This window comes from Bacillus sp. FSL K6-0069, assembly GCF_038007785.1.
Lineage (GTDB): Bacteria > Bacillota > Bacilli > Bacillales > Bacillaceae_G > Bacillus_A > Bacillus_A mobilis.
In genome coordinates this window covers 3,194,368-3,215,745 of sequence record NZ_JBBOXN010000001.1, presented here as the reverse complement: position 1 = coordinate 3,215,745, position 21,378 = coordinate 3,194,368, and the positions used below count along the sequence as shown (strand labels likewise).

The window sequence follows — 21,378 nt, the reverse complement described above, 5'->3', positions numbered from 1 at the left end:
AGGAAGTTTTATGTAACATGAAGGGGGAAGATTCATGGTCAGCTTTAGTACTTTGTTAGCGTTTGTAATTGTTTCACTTAGCATGGTTTGTTCACCTGGGCCTAATATGATTTATCTTATCTCTCGTTCCATTACGCAAGGACGTATGGCAGGATTTATTTCTCTCTTGGGCATTATGCTCGGATTTGTAATTTATCCCGCTTTAATGGGCAGTAAGACCCCCACCTCAAAATTCAGCGAAAGCAAAGAATTTAGGTGGGGGATCAACTGCCCATAAAAGTCCGATTGGTTCAACTAATAATCAGTGGGGGATGAACACCCCCCCACTGATTAAAGTTTCACTTTATATAATCGCAACAATGTTCGGACTTACAGTGCTATTCCTTGCAGTACCCGCTGTCTACGAAGCAGTCAAATGGGCAGGTGCTGCTTATTTACTTTGGCTCGCCTGGAATTCGATAAAACCGGGTGCTACTTCTATTATGGAACCTCGTACTATTTCTAATGAGCCACCACGGAAATTATTTTTGATGGGGCTTATGACTAATCTTCTAAATCCAAAGATTGCTATTTTGTATGTGTCACTGTTACCTCAATTTGAAGATCCTGAGAAGGGATCGTTACTTATACAAGGTGCAGTTTTAGGCCTTACGCAAATCACTGTTAGTTTTATAGTCAACCTTCTAATTGTGTTTACAGCAAGTAAAATTGCAACATGGTTTAGCACACGCCCAACGTGGCTGCGAGTACAACGTTGGCTTATGGCAAGTGTGTTGACGGGTCTTGCTGTACGTCTTGCTTTTGAACGCCGACAGTAGGAGTATCTAAAAATTTGAAGGTCTATTTTAATGTTACGGCAGGAATGTCATTTTTTATTTTAAGGGTAGGATAAAAAGGAGAGGTATGTGAAGAATATACAATGATAAATGAAATTCCTACTTACTAGCGATAAGTCAGTTTTTATATAAATATATGAATAAACCCCTCTCATAAACAGAAAATACTTTTTATGAGAGGGGTTTATTCAATTTAAGGCTATTAAAAATGGAATAAAAGCAATGCAAGTTCTCACTTATCTAGAATAAGTGAGAAGATGATGTTTTATTTGTTCAATAAAATATTGATGGTGTATATTATCGTTCGATACTCGACTTGCCATAATAGCGCCCTCCATTGAAGATGCAAGAAAAGAAGCGAGCGATCTAATGTCTATATCTTCTTTAAGTTCATGTTTCTCTATTCCTTCTTTTATGAGAGAAGCCATTAACATTACTGTATCATCATAACCTTTTGCTGCTGCTGTTTGTAATTCTGGAAATACTCCAGTACTTTCAATTGCGCTATTAAGCAATGGACAGCCTCCAGCAATAGGAGGATTATTAGCTGCATCTTGATATACAAGGAAAATTGCAAGAATTTTATCGATTGCTGTCTTTTTATTTTCCATTGCTTTATGAAAATGCCCCCACATAATCTCACCACTTTTGTCGTAGGCAGCAAGGACAATTTCTTCTTTATTTTTGAATCTACGATAAATAGCTCCTTTAGATAGTTCAGTAGCTGTCATTATATCCTGGATGGATGTGTAAGTTATCCCATTAGTATTAAATAAATATAAAGATGTTTCAATAATCTTTTCTTTTACCTTATCAACTTTAGTCATGCTTTGTGGCCCTCCTAATAAAACGAACTTAATATTTAAGGTGATTTTTACTATGATTTTTCTTGAATTTTTATTGTAAGTAAAAATAAGTTTAAAGTAAAAATATTTTATCAATCCCTATCTTATGGGAACTTAAAACAATACAGTTTGAGGTTAATTAAATTATATTATCTATATTATTCGAATGAATTTTCTGTCAATTATAATATGACCAATTGGTTAATTCAGTCATATTATACAACTAATTTTACCTAAAATCATAGAATAAGTAAAAATATCGTTAATTTTAATGTATAAACATATGACTATTATATCTAATTTTTATTAATAGGATTAGCTAAAACTAAAGCTAAAGGGGGCGGGCTACTCCCACTTTCACTCCATTCTATAAACGATTAATCATTAATAATTACTGGAATTTGATTGTAAATAAGCAACTGAGAAATAAATATATTTGGTTTTTAACATATTTTTTGTTAATACTTTGTAAAAAGGGTTTAAAAAACTAGAAACATATAGTATTATTGAACACTGAAACCGAACCGAACGGTCCGGTTCGGTGAATTATATGAATATATTTGGAAGGAGAACTTTATGCAGAAAGAAAAATCAAAGATTGTAGGTAATTTAATTAGGAGGATAATAAAATGAACTTTATAAAAATGAATAAAAAAGAACTTATTATGCTAGTAATTTTAACACTGTTCTTACCATTTCAAATGGGTTTGTTCATATTATTTGGCATATCACTTTTAACTAACAACAATTTAGTTGAATCAGAATTTGCTCTTGGTGCCATCGGTTTTACTGTACCTGCTATTGTTGGAATAATTTTATTTAAGAACGAAATTATTGAGAGTTTTGCATATTTTAAAGAGAAAACACTTTTGAAAATAGTAAGTATTCCTATGGTGGTTTTACTTATGATAATTATTGAGAATTCTATTATGCATTTTCTAGCAACTGGTCAGCCAGAGAACCAAGAACAACTCCTTGAAGCAGGTGCGGAGGTACCTCTTATATTTACATTGCTTGTATTTGGTATTCTGGGTCCAATACTTGAAGAAATTGTGTTTCGTCATATTTTAATAAATCGCTTTTCACATTATATTGGTACTGCTATTGCATCTATCATTTCGATTCTAATCTTTACATTCCTTCATACGAACCAGCTTTCGGATTATGCCATTTATTTACCAGGCGCGGTGATACTTACTATTGCTTATCTGATTTCTAAAAGATCCCTTGCATATGTCATGGCGATACATATGTTAAACAATTGCCTTGGTTTCATACTGTAAGCAATTAGCCTTGCATCTATTATAGAGTTAAAAAACTAGAAACAGATACTGATAAATCATTAGACAGCCAACTAATGATTTATGTAATTCCTTGTACGTTGAAAAACTACAGTTTAGGTGTAAACTGTGGTTTTTTTATAGAGAGACCCAACACATCGTTATTAATCTAAACTCATACAACTTCAATTTTTGTTTTGTTAGCTTGATAGAGATGTGGCAAGAGCCCTAATACATTTAAATTAATATGTTCATATTGTTTTAGGTATTTTTTTTATAATATAACTTAATAAATTTCGATATATGTTATGTATAACAGATATGTAGTTTTCTGTTATAATCCCTGCACATAATGAAGAAAAGTACAGTAGGAAATGTTTGGATTTAATTACAAAGGTATCAGAGGCATATAAAAAGAAAACCATTGATTAGCCTTTTTCAAATCAATGGTTTTTATTTTTGAAATAAATATATATTTTTATAAAAAATATTTTTTGACCCCCATAAAACTTTGTATTCCTCCGAATATATATTAGTGAAGAAAATTAATAGAAGAAAAATGATGATGAAAGAACATTGAAGTGTTAATAAATTACTAGGTTAAGTGGGCATCCGAAATAAAAGGATGAAATTACCAATGGTATAGAGAAGAGTTATTCAAGTATTGCAGATAAAATAGAAAAAGAGTAAGCAAAACAAGCGGAAGAAAATAAGAAAGTACATTAAAATATAGGCTTAACTATAGTGTCGAGAGAAAAGAGCAATCATTAGGAAAACGGTGAAAAAAGTTAGTCTCGAAAAATATAAGTAACAGCAAGAGGACAAACCTCAAGAAAAGTACTAACAAAATGTGGTTGAATGGTCACTTGTTTAGTGACCTTTTTGCTATTTGAAGGAGGCTGGGAGATTACTAGTGTTGAGTTTAGTAATGAAGATCCTAAGAAAACCGAAAATAGAAGATATCGTATGTGACATACAAAACAATGGAGGAGATAAGGAAGCATTTATCGTACAGTATCAGCCTTTTATTAGAAAATCAATATCGTCTGTCTGTCGCCGATATATTACAGAACAGGATGATGAATATAGTATTGGACTGTTTGCGTTTAACGAAGCAATTGAACAGTATTCATATAAAAAAGGGAAATCTTTTTTAGCGTTTGCTGATCTTCTTATAAAAAGAGATGTAATTGACTATATACGTAAGGAGTCTAAACATAACTTTGTCTTTTTAAAAGAAGATGAGCAAGAGGAAATGTTAGAAATGCAAGTATCGCTCACGGAGTATATGAAAGAGATGGAAAACAGTAACCGTAAGGAGGAAATTCTTCATTTTCAAAGTGTGCTAGCTGAGTTTAAAATCACATTTTCAGAGCTTGCTAAAGAATCTCCTAAGCATCGTGATACGCGTGAGCACCTAATAGAAATTGTGAAGATTATTATAAAAGAAGAGGAAATGATGGAAGAGCTCTTCCGAAAGAAAAAATTACCCTTAAAAGATATTGAACCACGTGTTAGGGTAAGTCGTAAAACGTTGGAACGACATAGAAAATACATTATTGCAATGTGCATTATTTTTGCAAACAACTATACATATATTCTTGATTACATAAGAGGGGAAAAGCATGATGAATAAAGGAATTGTGATGGATATAAAAAAGCAAAACGTAGTTGTTTTAACTCCAAATGGAGAGTTTATTACATTTAAAAGAAAAGCGCACCCATACATGATAGGAGAGGAAATCTCGTTTAACAAACAAGAACAAAGAGTTCCGCGTTTTTCAATACCACCTTTCTTAAAGCCTACAACAGTCATTGTTGCTGGTTTTCTATGCGTATTGCTGTTTTTCTACAATCAACCAGAAGAAAAAGTGTTTGCTTATGTCTCAGTTGATATAAATCCAAGTTTAGAGGCGAGCGTAACGGAGGATCTTCGTGTTATAGATTTACGGGCTTGTAATGATGACGGAAGGCGTATTTTAAAAGAAATGAAAGGATGGGAAAATGAGCATCTGCAAGATGTAATACGTACTATTATAAAGCAGAGTCAAGAGGATAAGTACTTAACAAATGATAAGAAAGTTATGCTAACAGCTGTTGCAAAGGACAAATCGCTAGAACCACAGTTGGAAAAAGCTTTGCAAGAATTAAAGAAAGAGTATGAGATAAAACATATTACAGTTGAATATCAAAGCAGTACGATGCAAATGCGGGAGGATGCCAAGAAAGCAGGAGTTGGAACGGGCGTTTATATAAAACAAGAGAATGAGAAGAAAAAATCGCTTACTCCACCTGTACTGCCGTCTAATCAAGAACAACAAAAGTCATCTTCTGATGCATCATCGGACGCACCTCCTGTAAAAGAAGAAAGCAACGAGAAGAAAGAGTATATAGAACAAAAGCAATATAAGGAACAACAACCGAAGCAGATAAAAGAAAATAATGAGAATCAGCAAGAGAATAACGGAAGAGGCTCGCAAGGAAATAATGGGCACCAGCAAGAGAATAACGGAAGAGGCTCGCAAGGAAATAATGGGCACCAGCAAGAGAATAACGGTAGAGGGTCGCAAGGGAATAATGGAAATGGTCAAGGAAACAACGGAAGAGAATCACAAGGGAATAATGGAAATGGTCAAGGAAACAACGGAAGAGAATCACAAGGGAATAATGGGAGTGGTCAAGGAAACAACGGAAGAGAATCGCAAGGGAATAATGGAAATGGTCAAGGAAACAATGGAAGAGAATCGCAAGGGAATAATGGAAATGGTCAAGGAAACAACGGAAGAGAATCGCAAGGGAATAATGGAAATGGTCAAGGCAACAATGGAAGAGAATCGCAAGGGAATAATGGAAATGGCCAAGGAAACAATGGTAGAGGGTCGCAAGGGAATAATGGAAATGGTCAAGGAAACAACGGAAGAGAATCGCAAGGGAATAATGGGCACCAGCAAGGGAGCAACGGCAGAGGGTCTCAGTAAGGAAGGCCCCTACCAGATAATATCGAGTGAAAGAATAATCTATAGAATAGGGAGGATTCCCTCCATCTGAAGAGATTTTTTAATATTTTTTTAAAATGACGGACATAAAATCGTATATCCTTTCGAATTATATATATGGATATCATTAATAGTTATATAAAAGGAGAGAAAAAATATGAGAGAAATGTATGAAGAAATCACTGAAGTATTAAAGGTGCTGGCGCATCCGGTCCGTTTATCATTAGTAAAAATAATGCTTGCAAAAGGTCCTATTAACGTAACGACAATGTATGAAACATTACAAATGCCTCAAAGTACAATTAGTCAACATTTATCTAAACTAAAAGCTACTAAAGTCGTTACAGGTACTCGGAAAGGATTAGAAATTTATTATGAAGTAACGGATAACCGTACAAAAGCGATATTATTAAGTTTAGCTTAAAGGGTGACTGTTTAGACTTCAAAAGAAAGCACTTCAGTAACTGTAATGTTCTTAGTAACGTTAGTCGTATTTGTTGTTGTTTTTCTATTTGTCTAATGTATTTCTTTATTTGGGTCTTGCCGTATCACTATCAAGCTAAATTTTAAATGGACTGTAAAAATGAAAGCTTTCTTATTAAGGTCTTTTTGTTAGCTTGATAGTGATGTGCCGTTCCCGCTAGTCTGTAAAGAAATGGGTACGTTTTTTTAGTCATGTAATCTTTTGATTTGATGATCTTTTCCCCATTCACATAGTTCATCCATAATTTGCATTAAAGATTTCCCGTACTCGCTTATTGTGTATTCAACTTTTGGTGGTACTTCTTGATATACAGTACGATGGATAATCCCGTCAGCTTCAAGTTGCCGAAGTTGTTGTGTAAGAACTTTTTGCGTAATGTTTGGGATTTCTCGCCGGATTTCATTTGTTCGCATTTTTCCATCCATCAAAACACATAAAATATGAACTTTCCATTTTCCGCCGATTACATCAAGTGTCGTTGCAATTGGGCAGTCTTCATTTTGATTCATATAACACCTCCAAAGGTACTTTAAGGTTCCTATAGCACTTTAAAGTACGTACTTTTCAATTATATGTGACTCACTCATACTAATACGTAAAGGATTGAATAATTTGAAAAGGGGATGGGAAATGATGAGAACACTTGTAATTGTAGCACACCCTGATATTGAAAAATCAAAAATTAATAAAAGATGGATAGAAGAACTTGAGAAACATTCGGATGAAATTACGGTGCATGAATTGTATAAAGTGGCACCGAATTGGGAGTTTAATGTGGAAGAAGAGCAAAAGCTGTTAGTAGAACACGACCGATATATATTTCAATTTCCGCTTTACTGGTATAGCGCACCACCATTATTAAAAAAATGGTTTGATGATGTATTAACATATGGATTTGCGTACGGATCAAAAGGAGATAAAGTGAAGGGGAAAGAATTTGGTTTAGCTATTTCTATAGGTGGATTAGAAAAAGACTATGAAAATAGCGGAATTACGATGGATGAGTTGACGAAACCATTTCAAGCTACGTGCTTATATACAGACATGAAATTTATACCTTCATTTTATTTATATGGTGCCGAATATAAATTAAGTGATGAAGAGATTGATAAAAGTGCGCCTGAGTATGTACGATATGTGATGAATAAGCAGTATTCTAATATATAAAAGGGAATAGCCATTTACTTGTTAAGTAGATGGCTATTTTTATTGATTTTATATTCACTAAGTGTAATCTTTAGTAAATTAATAGTTAATCTGGTAAAATAAAAAACCTAACATATATAAAGGGGAGTTTTACTTGAGAACGATACAAAAATTATTACAAAAAAGAGCAATGCTGTCACCAAATTTGGAAGCGCTTGTAGGCGGAGAGAAAAGGTATTCGTTTCAACAGTATAATGAACGCGTAAATCAGCTTGCACACTATTTGTTACAGAACGGTGTACAAAGAGGGGATCGCATTGGAATACTATGCAAAAATAATCATCCGTTTCCAAGCGTTATGATGGCAAGTTTAAAAATTGGAGCTGTATGTCTTCCGCTAAATCATCAGCTTACTGCGTATGAATTAGAAACGATTGTAAAAGAAGCAAAATTAAAAGTATTAGTTATTGATGAAGAATTTCATGAAGTTCTAAAGATTGATGCTGTTAAAGAAATTCCTTATGTAATTAAAACGACAGAAGAAGGCTTTGGTACATTTGAAGTAACATTACAAGAACAGCCAATGACAGAACCGAACGTAGAAGTTCATGAAGATGATGATGCGATTTACTTATTTACTTCAGGAACGACTGGACAGGCAAAAGCATGTGTAATTGGACATAAAAACTTACATCATTATTTTACTGAAATTGCGGGCCAAAGAGAATTTCCAGCAGGTGAACGCTTTTTATCCGTGCATCCTTTATTTCATATGAGTGGCGTGCTGTCTATTTTAAATTGTATTTATCATGGTGTTACGATGATCTTCTTAGCTGATTCGAATCCTACTCTTATTTGGGATAAGATTGAAGAAGAGAAGGTTACGACGATGCTTGCGTTCCCAGCTGTTTATAGCTACATGCTTGATGAGCTAAATAAAAAGGAACGAAACATTTCAACTTTTAAAGTAGCACAAAGCGGTGGTACAAAAGTGCCAGAAACACTTATTCAAAAATATATGGAAAAAGGAATTTATATGGTGCAAGGCTATGGGAGTACAGAAGGTTGGGTTGTAACTTCATGGCATCCAATGATGGGAAAAGAAAAGATGTCTTCTGTAGGGAAAACACTGAAACATGTAGAGTTAAAAATTGTTCATCCAGAAACAGGTGATGAACTAATAGCAAATGAAGTCGGAGAGATTCATGTAAGAAGTCCATACATGTTTAAAGGGTATTGGAATAATGAAAAGGCGACAAAGAAGGTAGTAAAAGATAATTGGTTTAACATGGGCGATGCTGGCATGATAGATGACGACGGGTTCCTGCATATTATGGGAAGATATAAAGACGTTATCATACGTGGTGGTGATAACGTATATCCAGATCAAGTAGAAGATGTCATTCATGAACTACATGGTATTTTAGAAGTTGCGGTAGTTGGAGTTCCGGATGACTTTTGGGGAGAGATTCCGACAGCGTACATTGTAAAAGATATGCAAACGCCTTTAACGGAAGAAGAAATTATACAGCACTGTAAAGAAAAACTAGCAAGTTATAAAATACCCGAAGTTGTATTTATGGAAGAATTACCAAAAAATGCGTTAGGGAAAGTATTGAAGAGGGAATTAAGAGAAGGTGTACTTGTAAAATAAAAAGTGATTAGATGATGAGGAATCCAGTTATGTACAAAGCATAGCTGGATTTTTTGTTTATGATTCTGTTAGTGGATATTGTTAATATTTGAAACTTTTTGTTTATTTTTAGTGTAATATTGAAAATAAAGGAAGTTAATTAATTTCAGTACAAGGGGGAGAAAATGTGGCTATAAAATTAGAATCTGAGAATTTATGTATAGAACCTTTTACCAATGATGATGTATGTAGAATTAAAGAATTAGCTAATGACAAGGAATTAGCCAATATTCTTGGGCTTCCACACCCATATAAATTGGAGTTCGCGCAAGATTGGGTCGATATGCAACCAGAAATTATGAGGCAAGGAATCGAATATCCTTTAGGAATCATTTCTAAAGAATCAAGAGAAATTGTAGGTACAATTACACTAAGAATTGACAAAGGTAACAATAGAGGTGAGCTTGGTTATTGGATTGGTAAGAATTATTGGGGGAAAGGTTTTGCAACCGAGGCTGTAAATAGAATGATTCATTTTGGCTTTATTGAATTAGGTCTAAATAAAATTTGGGCATCTGCTATTTCCAGAAACAGATCATCGATTAAGGTGTTAGAAAAGTCGGGTTTGTGTAAAGAAGGCACATTGAGACAGAATAGACTTTTATTAAATACATATGAAGATGTCGATGTTTATGGAATATTAAAGACAGAATATACCTTTTTAAATCATAGATAACATTGGTAGTGTGATGGCAAAAGGAAACCCTTCAGAACGGGGTTTCCTTTTTGTATGTCTTAAAAATCGGCATTGTAGTTTGACAGAGCTCTGTTCATCAAAAACATAATAATTTACTAGATTTTCTATTTCTTGTAAGATGATAAAGAATATTCAATCAATAATTAAAGGAAGAGATATAAATGAAGCTGCCGCCATTACAAATAGAGACAGAGAGACTTATGATTCGTCCGTTCCAAAATGATGATTATGAAAGTTGGTTCGATGGATTTCATAAGAGGTTACCATCGCAGTACAAATATGACGATGGCTATCAAGTTATGGCATCATCAACAAAAGAATGGTTCACGGAATGGATAAGAGGGTTTGATGAAGCAGCACATCGAGATGAGATGTATGTATTAGGTATTTTTCGTAAAGAAGACGGGGCTAACATTGGAAAGCTAGAGCTTATAAAAATTTTACGTATGGACTATCAATGGGCGATGATGGGGTATTCCATACATAATCAATACTGGAAAAATGGGTATGGCATGGAAAGTGTGAAAGCTGCGTTATCATTATTTTTTAATAGTCTTCATTTTCATAGAATTGAATTACATATACATGTTGATAATGAGCCATCCGTTCGCCTTGCGGAACGAGCAGGTTTTTCTTTTGAATGTAAGAGAGAGGCGTTTTCTTTAGAGAATGGTAAGTGGATGGATTTTCTTATTTATTATAAAAATAAGGAGATGGATATATGAGAGTGTTTATTACAGGTGGAAATCGCGGATTAGGGTTACAGCTAGTCAAAATATTTCATGAAAATGGGCATGTCGTTTATCCGTTAGTTAGAACTGAGGCTGCGGTAACGCAATTGAAGCAAATGTTTAGTTGTAGATGTTTTCCTATATTGGCAGACTTATCGATTGATGAGAGTACGGAGCAAATTAAGAACCAGCTCGAAGAATATACAGAGTATTTGGATCTAGTTATAAATAACGCTGGCATTACTGGAAAGGAGACTGAGGTTTTACGTACGAATTCAGAAGAGTTAACGGACTTATTTAATATTCATTGTTTAGGTGTAATTCGAGCTGTAAAAGGTACATATGTATCTTTAGAGAAATCGGATCATCCGAGAATAATAAATGTGTCCTCTCGCTTAGGATCATTATATAAAATGGCGAACAAAGAATTTCCACAAGGCCAGTTCTCCTATTCCTATCGAATTGCTAAAGCAGCGCAAAATATGTTAACACTCTGCTTACAACAAGAGTTTGAAAGTAAAGGAATTCGTGTAACGGCAATTCATCCTGGAAAATTAAAGACTGACATTGGTGCCTTTGATGCGAATATGACTCCGGCTGAAGGTGCACAAAATATATATGATTGGGTAATAGATTCAAATGGGGATGCTTCAGGGAAGTTTATTGAGCCTGGTGTGGGGGAATTGAAGTGGTAAAGTGTGATTTTATAAGTATTCAATAACTATTTGGATTTTTATGGATAATATGAAATGGTTTGCTACACATAAGTACAATTGGATAAAAAAAGAAAGCCCAGAATACATCCGGACTTTCATTATCTGTTCAATACCTCAATATACGAAGCATCTCCAGTTGTTCTTAAAGCAGAGCGGAAATTGTTGTTTTCTAACGTTTTAGCGACTTGTTGTAATTGCTGTGCATCATCATGATGGATAAGTAAGCTGTCAGCACCGCTTTCTTCTATATGAATGTGTTCGACATTTCCAATGGCATCATGTACCGCTTTTAAAAATTCAGGTTTCATAGTGTCCTCCTATATGTATGTAACGTTGTTGTTAGTATTTCCTCATTTTTGAAATATAAAAGTAAATGAATTTTTGTTATATTAAGATTTTTGAAGGGGTTTCCTATTTGTTTGTCAAATAATAGTAAAGTTGTCTTTTTAATTAAGGGAATCTTCGGGATTAAAGGGTGAGAAAATGGACATTTCAATAATTGCTGCACAACTCGTTAAGGAGAAAGTGATTTCACATTATCCAAATAGTGTGAAAGTGTTGAACGGAGGAACGACAAGTACTGTATATTTGTTGGATGAAAAATATGTAGTAAAGCTGAATGAAGCGGAAGTAATACGTGAAGAATCTCATTTTCTTTCGTTTTATGAGGGGAATACTTTATTGTCAAAGCTTTTGTATAAGGAACCTTTCCATACATATTTCGTGTATTCTTTCCTTGAAGGCAGTACGTCGTACGAACAAGGATATAAACGAAGTACGCTTCGTACACTTGTAAAAGAAGTTATTAATAAGTATAAAATTGTTCCAGAGGCAGATGGCTGGGGATGGAAAGAAAATCCGGTTCAATCTTGGAATGAATTTTTAACGGGAAACGTGAAAACAGCTTATGAAAATGTAAAACGTTACATAAGTGAGAAAGAGTATAGAACAGTTCTTAAACTAGCAAATAGGGATGCCGGAGTAAATCAGCCATTTTTATTACATGGTGATTTCGGATTTCATAATTTTATCTTCCAAGAGAATGAGCTGCATGGAGTAATTGATCCATTTCCAGTGCTGGGAGATCCTTTATATGACTTAATTTACGCGTTCTGTTCAACTCCGGAAGATATAACGAAAGAAACGATTAATTATGTGATGAAACAATGTGTATTTCATAAACAAGAACGAGATTTGTACGAGGAGATAGTCATAGGATTATATTTGCGTATAGATACATGTTTGAGGCACCACCCGAAAGATTTAGAAGATTATTTAGTAGCTTGGCGTTATTGGATGGACGAAATCAATCCGGCTTTATAGTACAAATAGTTGGGGGGAGATAGTGAAATGAACATAGCAGAAGCAAAAAAAGATTTAGCGCAAAAAACGAAGAAGGGAGTTCCTGTTATAATAGCTGGTATTTTGTTTTGGATTGTAGCGAGTGTAACGGGTATCCTTCTTTCTGAAAAGCAAGTTGTGTGGGTGTATTTAATTGGTATGGGTTGTGTGTTTCCTTTAGGTTTAATGATAGCTGCCATATTAAAAATTGATATGTTTGCGAAAGGAAATCCGCTAGGGACTTTAGCTGGATTAATTGGCGGGATAAATGTATTAAATATTCCGTTTGTATTACTTGCCTATCTTCAATTTCCAGAGTGGTTACCTTTTGTAGTAGCAATGTTAATAGGTGTTCATTTCGTACCGTACGTATGGATTTATGAGAGTAAAAGTTATGGTTTATTGTCAATAGGGACTGTATTCGTCACGTCAGTTTGCGGAATTCTTTTTGCAGACAATGGATTTACTGTCATTCCATTGTCAGTTACAGCTGTCTATTTACTGACTCTAATAGGTTTATTAATCGAAAATAAAAAAGTAGATCACTATCAACAAAAAACAGCTTAATAAAAATATAGGGATTAGGGGGAATTATTATGAAAAATTTCGTTTGTACAACGTGCGGCGTACAGTATGCAGCGAGTGTGGAAGAACCGGTAAGTTGTGTTATTTGTGATGAGGAGAGACAATATGTGAATCCGAAAGGGCAGTCTTGGACAACTTTAGAAAACTTGCAATCGAGTGGCACATATAAAAATGAAATGATAGAAGAAGAAAATGGGCTTTATAGTATTACGACAAAACCGGAATTTGCGATTGGTCAAACGGGATATGTAGTAAAAGCGGAAGCGTATCGTTTACTATGGGATTGTATTACTTATTTAGATGAAACGACAATTGAGAAGATAAAGGAGTGGGGCGGGTTAGATGCGATAGCACTATCTCATCCTCATTATTATTCAACACAAGTAGAATGGGCAGAAACGTTTGATGTACCAATTTATATACATGAAGACGATAAAGAGTGGGTAGTACGCCCGAGTAGTCGTATTATTTATTGGTCTGGCGAGTCTTTACAATTAGCGGACGGAATTACTATTCATCGTCTCGGAGGACATTTTAGCGGCGGTTCTGTATTACATTGGGAAGAAGGAAATGATAGGAAAGGTATTTTGTTAACAGGTGACATTATTCAAGTCGTAGCGGATAGGCAGTGGGTGAGCTTCATGTACAGTTATCCAAACTTAATTCCATTACCAGCGAGAAAAGTAGAGGAAATGGCGAATCGCGTGAAGCCATTACAGTTTAATCGTTTATATAATGCGTTTCACCGAGTAGTGAAAGAGAATGCAAATGAGGCAGTAGAACGTTCTGCTGAAAGATATATTAAGGCGGTAGAAGGGAAGTTATTTCGTACGTAAAAGGAGAATTGGCTCTATGAAAACGTTAGTATGCTTTGGTGATAGTATTACAGCTGATGAAATGTTTTTTGATGGAACGCCGAGGTTAACACCGCGTCTGCAAGAGATGTTTTCAAATTGGAAGGTAGTAAATGCGGGTGTTCCAGGTGATAATACGTTCGATGCGTTACATAGGGTTAAAGATGATGTACTATCCCATAAACCAGACTTTGTAACTGTTTTTCTTGGTACGAATGATTCGGTATTATTTGATCCAGTAACATTACAAATATACAAAGCCAATTTAGAGAAGATTGTAAGTATGATTTCACCAGAAAAAGTATTACTTATTAGTCCTGCACCAGTTGATGAAGAACGCCAGCAGAATAGAACCAATAAAGTACTTGGTCAGTATGCAGACGTAGTAGAGGAATTGGCGAAGGAAACAGGAAGTTATTTTCTAAACTTATATGCTGAGATGATTCAAGAACAGAATTATAAAAAATTTGTAGAAGATGCTGAAAAAGACGGTTTACATTTTGGTCGACAAGGTTATGAATATTTAGCGGGGGTAATTGGTAAAAAGTTAAAAGAGATTTTGTAAGAAGCAAAGTGTGCGCGCTTTGCTTTTTTGCTCTTGCCAAATTTTGAGGCGGTGCACTCAAATAGTGGGATAAAATGTACTTTAAAGAAGTGGTTAGCTGTAACACTCGTACAAAAGAAAATGATTTGTTCCGCTAATGGAATGTACCCAAGACTTAACAGTTGATTAATTGAACTGTAAAGTTTAAAATTACAGTATAGTTTTTAGAAGTGAGTTGCCATCGTTTGTAAAAAACAGATAAATTAAATATTCTCGAATAAATAATATAACGTGTATTTCATTCTAAACTGTAATTTTTTTTAATACATTTCAATAATCTATATAATAATTTTAAAAAGTAAAGGTGTGTGTAAAATATGGTGATTTTATATACGACAGCAAGCTGTAGTTCATGCCGAAAAGCAAAAGCATGGCTTGAAGAACATCAAATCGATTATACCGAAAAAAATATCGTATCAAATTCGCTTACAGTTGATGAACTTAAATCCATTCTTCGTTTAACTGAAGATGGTGCTACTGAAATTATTTCAACTAGATCTAAAACTTTTCAGGAATTAAATATCAATATTGAGGCGCTTTCGCTTAATGAGTTTTATAAATTAATAATTGAGTATCCTCAAATGTTACGTCGTCCAATTATGCTGGATGAAAAAAGATTACAGGTTGGTTTTAATGAGGATGAAATTCGAAAATTTTTACCGCGTAGCGTTCGAACATTTTTGAATATGGAATTGCAAAAAATGGCTAATTAATAAGTAATATTTTGAAAGGAGGAAATAAAAGTGATTGAAGTATGTGTTACAGTTAATTATAAAGATAGAAACTATCGCACAAATGTTATTGTGAGTAAAGATACGATTTGGACGAAAATTAAACAATTGGCAGAAGAACAAGTTAAGAAACAGTGGACTGTTTAAATTTATTTGCAACTTAAAAAGTTAAATGAAGTTAGGAGATATAGGGGAGTTCTGATAGAATATAAAGGGATTTATTTTTTCATGCTAAGTATGTTTCTTATATATTTTAACGTTTGACTAACCTATCTGTAATATTTATGGCTACAGTATGTTACTAAGCGAGAAATCATATTTTTTATCGTAGGAGGACAATAATGAACAGCGACTTTACCTTGGCCATTCACAGTTTAACTTATTTAGCTTTACAGCCAGATCGGATGTCAACAAGTAATGCTATTTCAGAAAGTGCAGGTGTTCATCCAGTACGCATTCGAAAAGTGCTAAGTTTGTTAAAAAAACATAAGTTTATACAATCAAAAGAGGGAACTGGTGGAGGTTTTATTTTTGCCCGTGATTTAAGTGAAATTAATCTTTGGAATATGTATCAAATAACCTCTGAAGGTGCATTGCAGCCGAAGTGTCCAGAATCAAATGATCAGTGTATTGTAGGTTCGAACATGCGGAAAGTTCTTTTTGCTATTTTCTTAGGTGCGGAAGAACATCTAGGTGAATATTTAAAGAATTATACAATGAAAGAAGTTGTTGACCTTATTAATCAAGAACGTTAAGCGGCTTAATTATTATGTAGCCGTGAGTTCTTAAAAATTAAATGTAATAAAAAACATTACAGTTTAAAATGGTTTTTATATCTTTTTTATCGTTACAAAAAATATTTATAAGAGGGTGAAAAAGTATGTTGTCAAATAATAATCATGTTTTAAAAACGGGAGATTGGGTTCGTGGAATATCAAATGAGGGTGAATTCATAGTTGGTTACATTGTATCACTTGATGAAGTGGAAGATGTGGTTACAGTTAGCATTGTGAAACGTGACGACAAGTACACAAAGAACGAAGCGATTTTACTCTTTAGTAAACACGTTAACAAACTCCCTGAATCAAAGGTAATAAATAAGGAACAAATCCTATATCTTATAGACCTTGCATTATTAACAGGGGATGAAGAATGGTTTATTGAGCTCTCTGCAAAATTAAACTCGATAAAAGAGCTAGTTAATGAAGGATTTTAAAGATTACATTACTTGCCTTTAATAGGATGAATCATTACAAACATAGAAATATCCCTGAAGAAGAGTTGAAAAAACTAAAATTAAGATGACATTGAAGTGATTTGCTTGCTCACTCCTAATAATGATAATAATGTAAATAAGCTGTCCGTATATGGGCCATAGCCATCAACTTAAGGAAATGAATAAAATTTAACTAAATGGGTCATCCTTCCATGCATACCGCAAGGAAGGATGACCCATTTTATGTATAAAATTAATGATGTTACACAAGAAGAGTTACGTTTACTAGGTGAAGAATTTAAAAGTAAATTTTCGATTCACCACTTACAACTACTAGCAGTTAAAACTGGAATGATTCGACGAAAACGAAAGTGTAGAGCACAAGACCTCGTTTCATTATGCGTGTTTCTCAGCCAAGCAATTGGGACAGAATCCCTAGTTAGTTTATGTGCGAAACTAACTAGAGCTACGGGAATCCAATTATCTAGTCAAGGTCTGAACGAACGATTTAATGCACAGACTGTACAATTCTTAAAGGAATTGTTTTTACAAGTATTTCGAAAGAAGTTTTCTCCAATGACTCCTTTATCTAACCGTTTTACACGTATCCGTATACTAGATTCAACAGCCTTTCAGCTTCCAGCTCAATATGCATCTTCTTACAAAGGGATAGGGGGTGGTGGTTCAGAAGCTGGTGTGAAAATTCAATTAGAGTATGAACTGATTTCTGGAGAATTTTTAGAAACAGCTGTAAGCGATGGAACAAGTAGCGATTGCCGTTATGGACAGGAACGTACGCAAACATTAGAGCCAGGGGAACTTTCTCTTCGTGATCTTGGTTATTTTTCTATTTATGATTTAGAAAAAATTGCGGATCGAAAAGCATTTTATGTGTCACGTATTCGCTGGAATACACAAGTCTATCAAAAAGAGAAAGATGGAAAATGGACTCTTCTCGATTTAGAAAAATTGACGAAAGATCTAGCTGAAGGACAAATATTAGAATTACCAGAAATCTATATAGGACTTCGCCAAAAACATAAAACACGCCTTGTCATATATCGTCTAACACAAACTGAGTGGGCGAAACGTTTGGAACATCACAAGAAAGCGAAAAAGAGGATGCCGAAATATGCAAGTCGGATCAACCTTCTTATTACGAACGTATCTAGTAAACACCTTCCGCACAATGAAGTGTATGAACTGTATTCTTTGCGGTGGCAAATTGAAATTATATTTAAAACATGGAAGTCTATTTTTAAAATTCATGAAGTGAAACCTGTGAAACTGGAACGATTTCAATGTCATTTATATGGGCAATTAATTGGTTTGTGTTTGGTAGCTAGCATTACATATCGAATGAGAAGACTTATATGGGAGAAAAAACAAAAAGAGGTTAGTGAGTATAAGTGTACATATATCGTCAAAATTTACTTCTCTAGTATACACGACGTGCTTTTCACAACCTTTCAACATCCTGTATCAGTGCTAACCAGGCTCTTTCAGGATCTTGTCAAAAACGGAAGAAAAGCACGAAGGTATAAGTGTCGTACACCGTTCGATATCCTTAGTATCACTCAAGAATGTACGAAAAGACTTCACAAAGCCGTATAAAAAATACGAAATCCGGAGAGTCTTATTTGAGTATGTCCAAAACCGTACTCTTCTACTCCCTATTGTAAAAAAATGAGTCCGATGCCAAAAGGCATCGGACTCATTTTTTTAACTTGATGGCTATGGTCCGTATATGGGCAGCTTATTTTATGTTTTTGTTTAGCGAAATGTTAGCGATTTTCTCGTTACCAATCAAGTTACAAATGTATATGAATGCAACTTCTGCAATATATATCCTGAAAATTGGTTTATGTATTTGAAGGGATACTTCTTTTTAACCACATTAATTATTTACTAGAATATCTTTTTTAAATCAAAATAAAATTTTTCGGTAAAGAAATATATAAGTATTTTTAAAATAAGTAACTTAGATAAACAATATTTTACTGTGTTTTTTGCTGATCAATTCCGTTATAAGTGATAGGAACAAGGGTTTCGTGCTAACTGTAAAATATTATCCATGTAAAATTATATCCAATTAATATTTCTGAAAATATAAAAATATTAATTTTATAAATATACACGTTATAATGAGTGCGTTGAGAGAAATTTTATTATCTCTGGAGAAAATATAAAAAATGCGATTATTAGTAAGAAGGGTGTGTGGTTAGAGGCGAAATGTATGTAAAGTGCTTCAGTGGCTTGTGTAATCAATACCATAAATGCTGCCGAAGCTATTAAAGTGATGTATAGAATTGAGAAAGAAATGCCTCACAAATGATGAGAGGCTGGTTTAGCTAAAATTACTGTTAAAAGTAAAAAAGAGAAACCATTAAAGTAATACACTGTTATTAAAAATGTTGCAACGTATTATATGAAGTCTATTCTATATTGTTCTCTTAAGCGGTCTTTATATAAAGAGCGGATATTACGAGTAAACAATTTTGTGAACGCTAACAATTATATTAGGACGCTAACTAGCGAGTGTTTCAATTTGGATTCATGTTGATGAAGGACATACAATGTAGGGCAACTTGTAAGGAATTCATTTTCTAAAATAGGAAATGTTCGTTAGCGATAAAGAGAGACGCGAGAATAGAATACAAGGGGGAGCTATTATATGAACGGGAATACTGCAAAGAAAATAGAAGTTCAAGCTGAAAATACCGCACTAAAAAATGAGCAATATGCAGATCCGAAAAAGTGGCATAAGCAGGATACTACATGGGCATTGAGCCTATTTGGAACTGCAATTGGAGCAGGGGTGCTCTTTTTACCGATTAATGCAGGTTCAGGTGGATTATTATCATTACTACTAATTACATTGCTTGCATATCCAGTTATGTATTACTCACATAGGGCACTTGCTAAAATGATATACGCTTCTAATTCTGCTGATGAGGGGATCACAGGTACAATTAGAGAGTATTTCGGAAATAAAGCAAGTATCATTTTTAACATCGTATATTTCGGTTCAATTTATACAATCGTACTAATGTATTCGGTTGCGCTTACAAATACTGCAAGTAGTTTTATCGTGCATCAATTGCACATGCCAGAGCCTCCAAGAGCTATTTTATCACTTGTATTAGTTCTTGGTCTTATCGCTATATTGAATTTTGGTCAAGATATTACTGTAAAGATCATGAGTATGCTAGTGTATCCATTCATAGCTTCTCTACTGTTTATCGCAATATCTTTAATTCCACAGTGGAATACGTCAATGCTTAGCTTCTCAGCTGTTTCTACTGCTTCAACAGGAACAGGATATTTTGGAACGATATTGTTGGTTCTACCAATCATCGTATTCTCATTTAATCATTCACCTATGATTTCATCATTTGTTGTGAAGCAGAGAGCTACGTATGGCATAGAAGCTACTGATGCTAAATGTGCGCAAATACAAAAAGTTTGTTATATCATGACATTCGCTGTAGTTATGTTCTTTGTTTGGAGTAGTACATTAAGCTTGACTCCAGAGGATTTAAAAATGGCAAAAGAGCAAAACTTATCAATCCTTTCATATCTTGCGAATGAGCTTAATTCACCTGTAATCACGATTGCAGCTCCAATCATTGCTTTTGTGGCTATTACAAAGTCTTTCCTTGGCCATTATATCGGAGCATTTGAAGTAATGCGTGACATAATTATTAAGTTCGGTAAATCGCGTGGAAAAGTAATTGAAGAAAAAACAATTAAGACAATCGTCCTTACTTTTGTTGTATTATCATGCTGGTTTGTTGCTTATACAAATCCAAGTATTCTCGGACTTATTGATTCTCTAAGCGGTCCATTAGTTGCTGCTATCTTATGTCTATTACCGATGTATGCAATCAATAAAGTACCAGTACTAGCTAAATACAAAGGGAAAATGAGTAACGTATTTGTTATTATTGTAGGTGTACTTACTGTTTTAGCAAGTATTAAATCATTATTCTAATTCACGATTGTTAGTTCTAATGCAATATAAAATAGAACGATTTTGGGACAGGCTTCTCCGTTTGGAGAGTCTGTCCCTTTTTTAATGAGTGACAAAAGGTCATCTATTACATAGGCTCCTTTCGTATATAAGGTTGCTTTAATGCGTAACAATTTTACCTTATTGATTTTACGTGATATTTCCGCATAATTGTAACTAAGGGAGATGATTCTAGGTTGAGTGAACTGAATATTAGCACAACAGTTTCGGGAGATATAATTGTTACCAGTCTTATCGGCAAGATTAAAACAGATGATGTTTATGAATGGTTTAATGGCTTCGAGCAAGTTTGTCAGCAATTCATTTCCGAGGGGCGGAAATACAAGGTGTTGGTGGATAGAAAAGGATATACGCCAGATCATTTTTCTGTTCAAAAAGTATGGAAAGATAAGTTTTTCAATGAAACGATTTTGAAACACAGTAAGGCAATTGCTTTTCTTCTTGAAGAAGGGGAGATACTGAATTATTTACAACAATCCAATACAAAAGAATCTGTAAAATTTTTCGATGATCGTGAACAAGCAGTCCTTTGGTTGAATGAATATCCGATATGAAACTGTTAGCGAACCGGTTGCTTAAGTAACTGGTTT

General features: G+C 34.2%; 21 protein-coding genes and 4 pseudogenes. 22 read left to right on the top strand and 3 right to left on the bottom strand.

Going from position 1 to position 21,378, the window contains the following annotated elements; genetic code table 11:
* Nucleotides 1-34: 34 nt before the first annotated feature.
* A pseudogene (locus tag MHB74_RS29215) lies at nt 35-818 on the top strand (LysE family translocator).
* 254 nt (nt 819-1,072) lie between these two features.
* Here the strand turns inward: MHB74_RS29215 and MHB74_RS16510 are convergent.
* Entirely contained in the window at nt 1,073-1,663 is a 591-nt protein-coding gene (locus tag MHB74_RS16510) for a TetR/AcrR family transcriptional regulator (protein ID WP_061680275.1), read from the bottom strand.
* A 647-nt stretch (nt 1,664-2,310) separates the two neighbouring features.
* Between MHB74_RS16510 and MHB74_RS16505 the strand changes: the two genes are divergently transcribed.
* The 5 genes and pseudogenes from MHB74_RS16505 to MHB74_RS16485 all read left to right on the top strand — a co-directional run bounded on the left by MHB74_RS16505 (nt 2,311) and on the right by MHB74_RS16485 (nt 6,381).
* Complete coding sequence (locus MHB74_RS16505) at nt 2,311-2,964, top strand: CPBP family intramembrane glutamic endopeptidase (RefSeq protein WP_061680274.1); 654 nt, start codon at nt 2,311-2,313, stop codon at nt 2,962-2,964.
* A 333-nt stretch (nt 2,965-3,297) separates the two neighbouring features.
* Nucleotides 3,298-3,384 (top strand): annotated as a pseudogene (locus tag MHB74_RS16500) (glycosyltransferase); the annotation flags it as partial.
* A gap of 490 nt (nt 3,385-3,874) precedes the next feature.
* Nucleotides 3,875-4,597 carry an RNA polymerase sigma factor SigI gene (sigI, locus tag MHB74_RS16495; protein ID WP_061680273.1) on the top strand — a complete coding sequence of 241 codons (723 nt, stop codon included), beginning with the start codon at nt 3,875-3,877 and terminating at the stop codon, nt 4,595-4,597.
* Nucleotides 4,590-5,939: an anti-sigma factor domain-containing protein gene (locus MHB74_RS16490; protein ID WP_340844312.1), complete on the top strand. Its 1,350-nt coding sequence runs from the start codon at nt 4,590-4,592 to the stop codon at nt 5,937-5,939. Before sigI ends, MHB74_RS16490 begins: the two co-directional genes overlap by 8 nt.
* A 175-nt stretch (nt 5,940-6,114) precedes the next feature.
* Entirely contained in the window at nt 6,115-6,381 is a 267-nt protein-coding gene (locus MHB74_RS16485) for an ArsR/SmtB family transcription factor (RefSeq protein WP_061680336.1), read from the top strand.
* Nucleotides 6,382-6,626: 245 nt separating this feature from the next.
* Here MHB74_RS16485 and MHB74_RS16480 read toward each other — a convergent pair whose 3' ends face one another.
* Nucleotides 6,627-6,950 carry a winged helix-turn-helix transcriptional regulator gene (locus MHB74_RS16480; RefSeq protein ID WP_001072996.1) on the bottom strand — a complete coding sequence of 108 codons (324 nt, stop codon included), beginning with the start codon at nt 6,948-6,950 and terminating at the stop codon, nt 6,627-6,629.
* 124 nt (nt 6,951-7,074) lie between these two features.
* Here MHB74_RS16480 and MHB74_RS16475 point away from each other — a divergent pair, with 124 nt between their 5' ends.
* From MHB74_RS16475 to MHB74_RS16455, 5 genes are all read left to right on the top strand, one after another.
* Nucleotides 7,075-7,608, top strand: a complete 534-nt coding sequence (locus tag MHB74_RS16475; RefSeq protein WP_061680337.1) for an NAD(P)H-dependent oxidoreductase — start codon at nt 7,075-7,077, stop codon at nt 7,606-7,608.
* A 133-nt stretch (nt 7,609-7,741) separates the two neighbouring features.
* Entirely contained in the window at nt 7,742-9,241 is a 1,500-nt protein-coding gene (locus tag MHB74_RS16470; protein WP_061680335.1) for a class I adenylate-forming enzyme family protein, read from the top strand.
* 166 nt (nt 9,242-9,407) lie between these two features.
* Nucleotides 9,408-9,956: a GNAT family N-acetyltransferase gene (locus tag MHB74_RS16465; RefSeq protein WP_061680334.1), complete on the top strand. Its 549-nt coding sequence runs from the start codon at nt 9,408-9,410 to the stop codon at nt 9,954-9,956.
* A gap of 182 nt (nt 9,957-10,138) precedes the next feature.
* Nucleotides 10,139-10,702 carry a GNAT family N-acetyltransferase gene (locus MHB74_RS16460; protein ID WP_061680333.1) on the top strand — a complete coding sequence of 188 codons (564 nt, stop codon included), beginning with the start codon at nt 10,139-10,141 and terminating at the stop codon, nt 10,700-10,702.
* The gene (locus MHB74_RS16455; RefSeq protein WP_061680332.1) at nt 10,699-11,403 is read left to right on the top strand and encodes an SDR family NAD(P)-dependent oxidoreductase; all 705 of its coding nucleotides are present in this window, start codon (nt 10,699-10,701) and stop codon (nt 11,401-11,403) included. The genes MHB74_RS16460 and MHB74_RS16455 overlap by 4 nt, the downstream gene beginning before the upstream one ends.
* Before the next feature lie 119 nt (nt 11,404-11,522).
* Here the strand turns inward: MHB74_RS16455 and MHB74_RS16450 are convergent, their stop codons facing one another.
* Nucleotides 11,523-11,732: a hypothetical protein gene (locus tag MHB74_RS16450; RefSeq protein ID WP_000801653.1), complete on the bottom strand. Its 210-nt coding sequence runs from the start codon at nt 11,730-11,732 to the stop codon at nt 11,523-11,525.
* Between the two features lie 175 nt (nt 11,733-11,907).
* Here MHB74_RS16450 and MHB74_RS16445 point away from each other — a divergent pair, with 175 nt between their 5' ends.
* The 11 genes and pseudogenes from MHB74_RS16445 (at nt 11,908) to MHB74_RS16395 (ending at nt 21,342) form a co-directional block, all read left to right on the top strand.
* A complete protein-coding gene (locus MHB74_RS16445) occupies nt 11,908-12,747 on the top strand; it encodes a phosphotransferase family protein (RefSeq protein ID WP_061680331.1) in 840 nt (279 codons plus the stop codon).
* 27 nt (nt 12,748-12,774) lie between these two features.
* A complete protein-coding gene (locus MHB74_RS16440; RefSeq protein WP_061680330.1) occupies nt 12,775-13,332 on the top strand; it encodes a DUF7010 family protein in 558 nt (185 codons plus the stop codon).
* A 29-nt stretch (nt 13,333-13,361) separates the two neighbouring features.
* Nucleotides 13,362-14,186, top strand: a complete 825-nt coding sequence (locus MHB74_RS16435; protein ID WP_061680329.1) for a hypothetical protein — start codon at nt 13,362-13,364, stop codon at nt 14,184-14,186.
* A gap of 16 nt (nt 14,187-14,202) precedes the next feature.
* Nucleotides 14,203-14,769: an SGNH/GDSL hydrolase family protein gene (locus MHB74_RS16430; protein ID WP_061680328.1), complete on the top strand. Its 567-nt coding sequence runs from the start codon at nt 14,203-14,205 to the stop codon at nt 14,767-14,769.
* A 356-nt stretch (nt 14,770-15,125) separates the two neighbouring features.
* Entirely contained in the window at nt 15,126-15,521 is a 396-nt protein-coding gene (spxA, locus tag MHB74_RS16425; protein WP_000236195.1) for a transcriptional regulator SpxA, read from the top strand.
* Between the two features lie 30 nt (nt 15,522-15,551).
* Nucleotides 15,552-15,686: a BA3454 family stress response protein gene (locus MHB74_RS16420; protein WP_061680327.1), complete on the top strand. Its 135-nt coding sequence runs from the start codon at nt 15,552-15,554 to the stop codon at nt 15,684-15,686.
* A 194-nt stretch (nt 15,687-15,880) separates the two neighbouring features.
* Nucleotides 15,881-16,294, top strand: coding sequence for an Rrf2-family transcriptional regulator SaiR (gene saiR, locus MHB74_RS16415; protein ID WP_001083471.1), 414 nt, complete (start codon nt 15,881-15,883; stop codon nt 16,292-16,294).
* 125 nt (nt 16,295-16,419) lie between these two features.
* Entirely contained in the window at nt 16,420-16,755 is a 336-nt protein-coding gene (locus tag MHB74_RS16410; protein ID WP_061680326.1) for an IDEAL domain-containing protein, read from the top strand.
* A gap of 243 nt (nt 16,756-16,998) precedes the next feature.
* A pseudogene (locus MHB74_RS16405) lies at nt 16,999-18,299 on the top strand (IS4 family transposase).
* Between the two features lie 1,130 nt (nt 18,300-19,429).
* Nucleotides 19,430-20,749 carry an aromatic amino acid transport family protein gene (locus MHB74_RS16400; protein WP_061678966.1) on the top strand — a complete coding sequence of 440 codons (1,320 nt, stop codon included), beginning with the start codon at nt 19,430-19,432 and terminating at the stop codon, nt 20,747-20,749.
* A gap of 141 nt (nt 20,750-20,890) precedes the next feature.
* Nucleotides 20,891-21,342: pseudogene (locus tag MHB74_RS16395) on the top strand (STAS/SEC14 domain-containing protein).
* Nucleotides 21,343-21,378 lie beyond the last annotated feature (36 nt).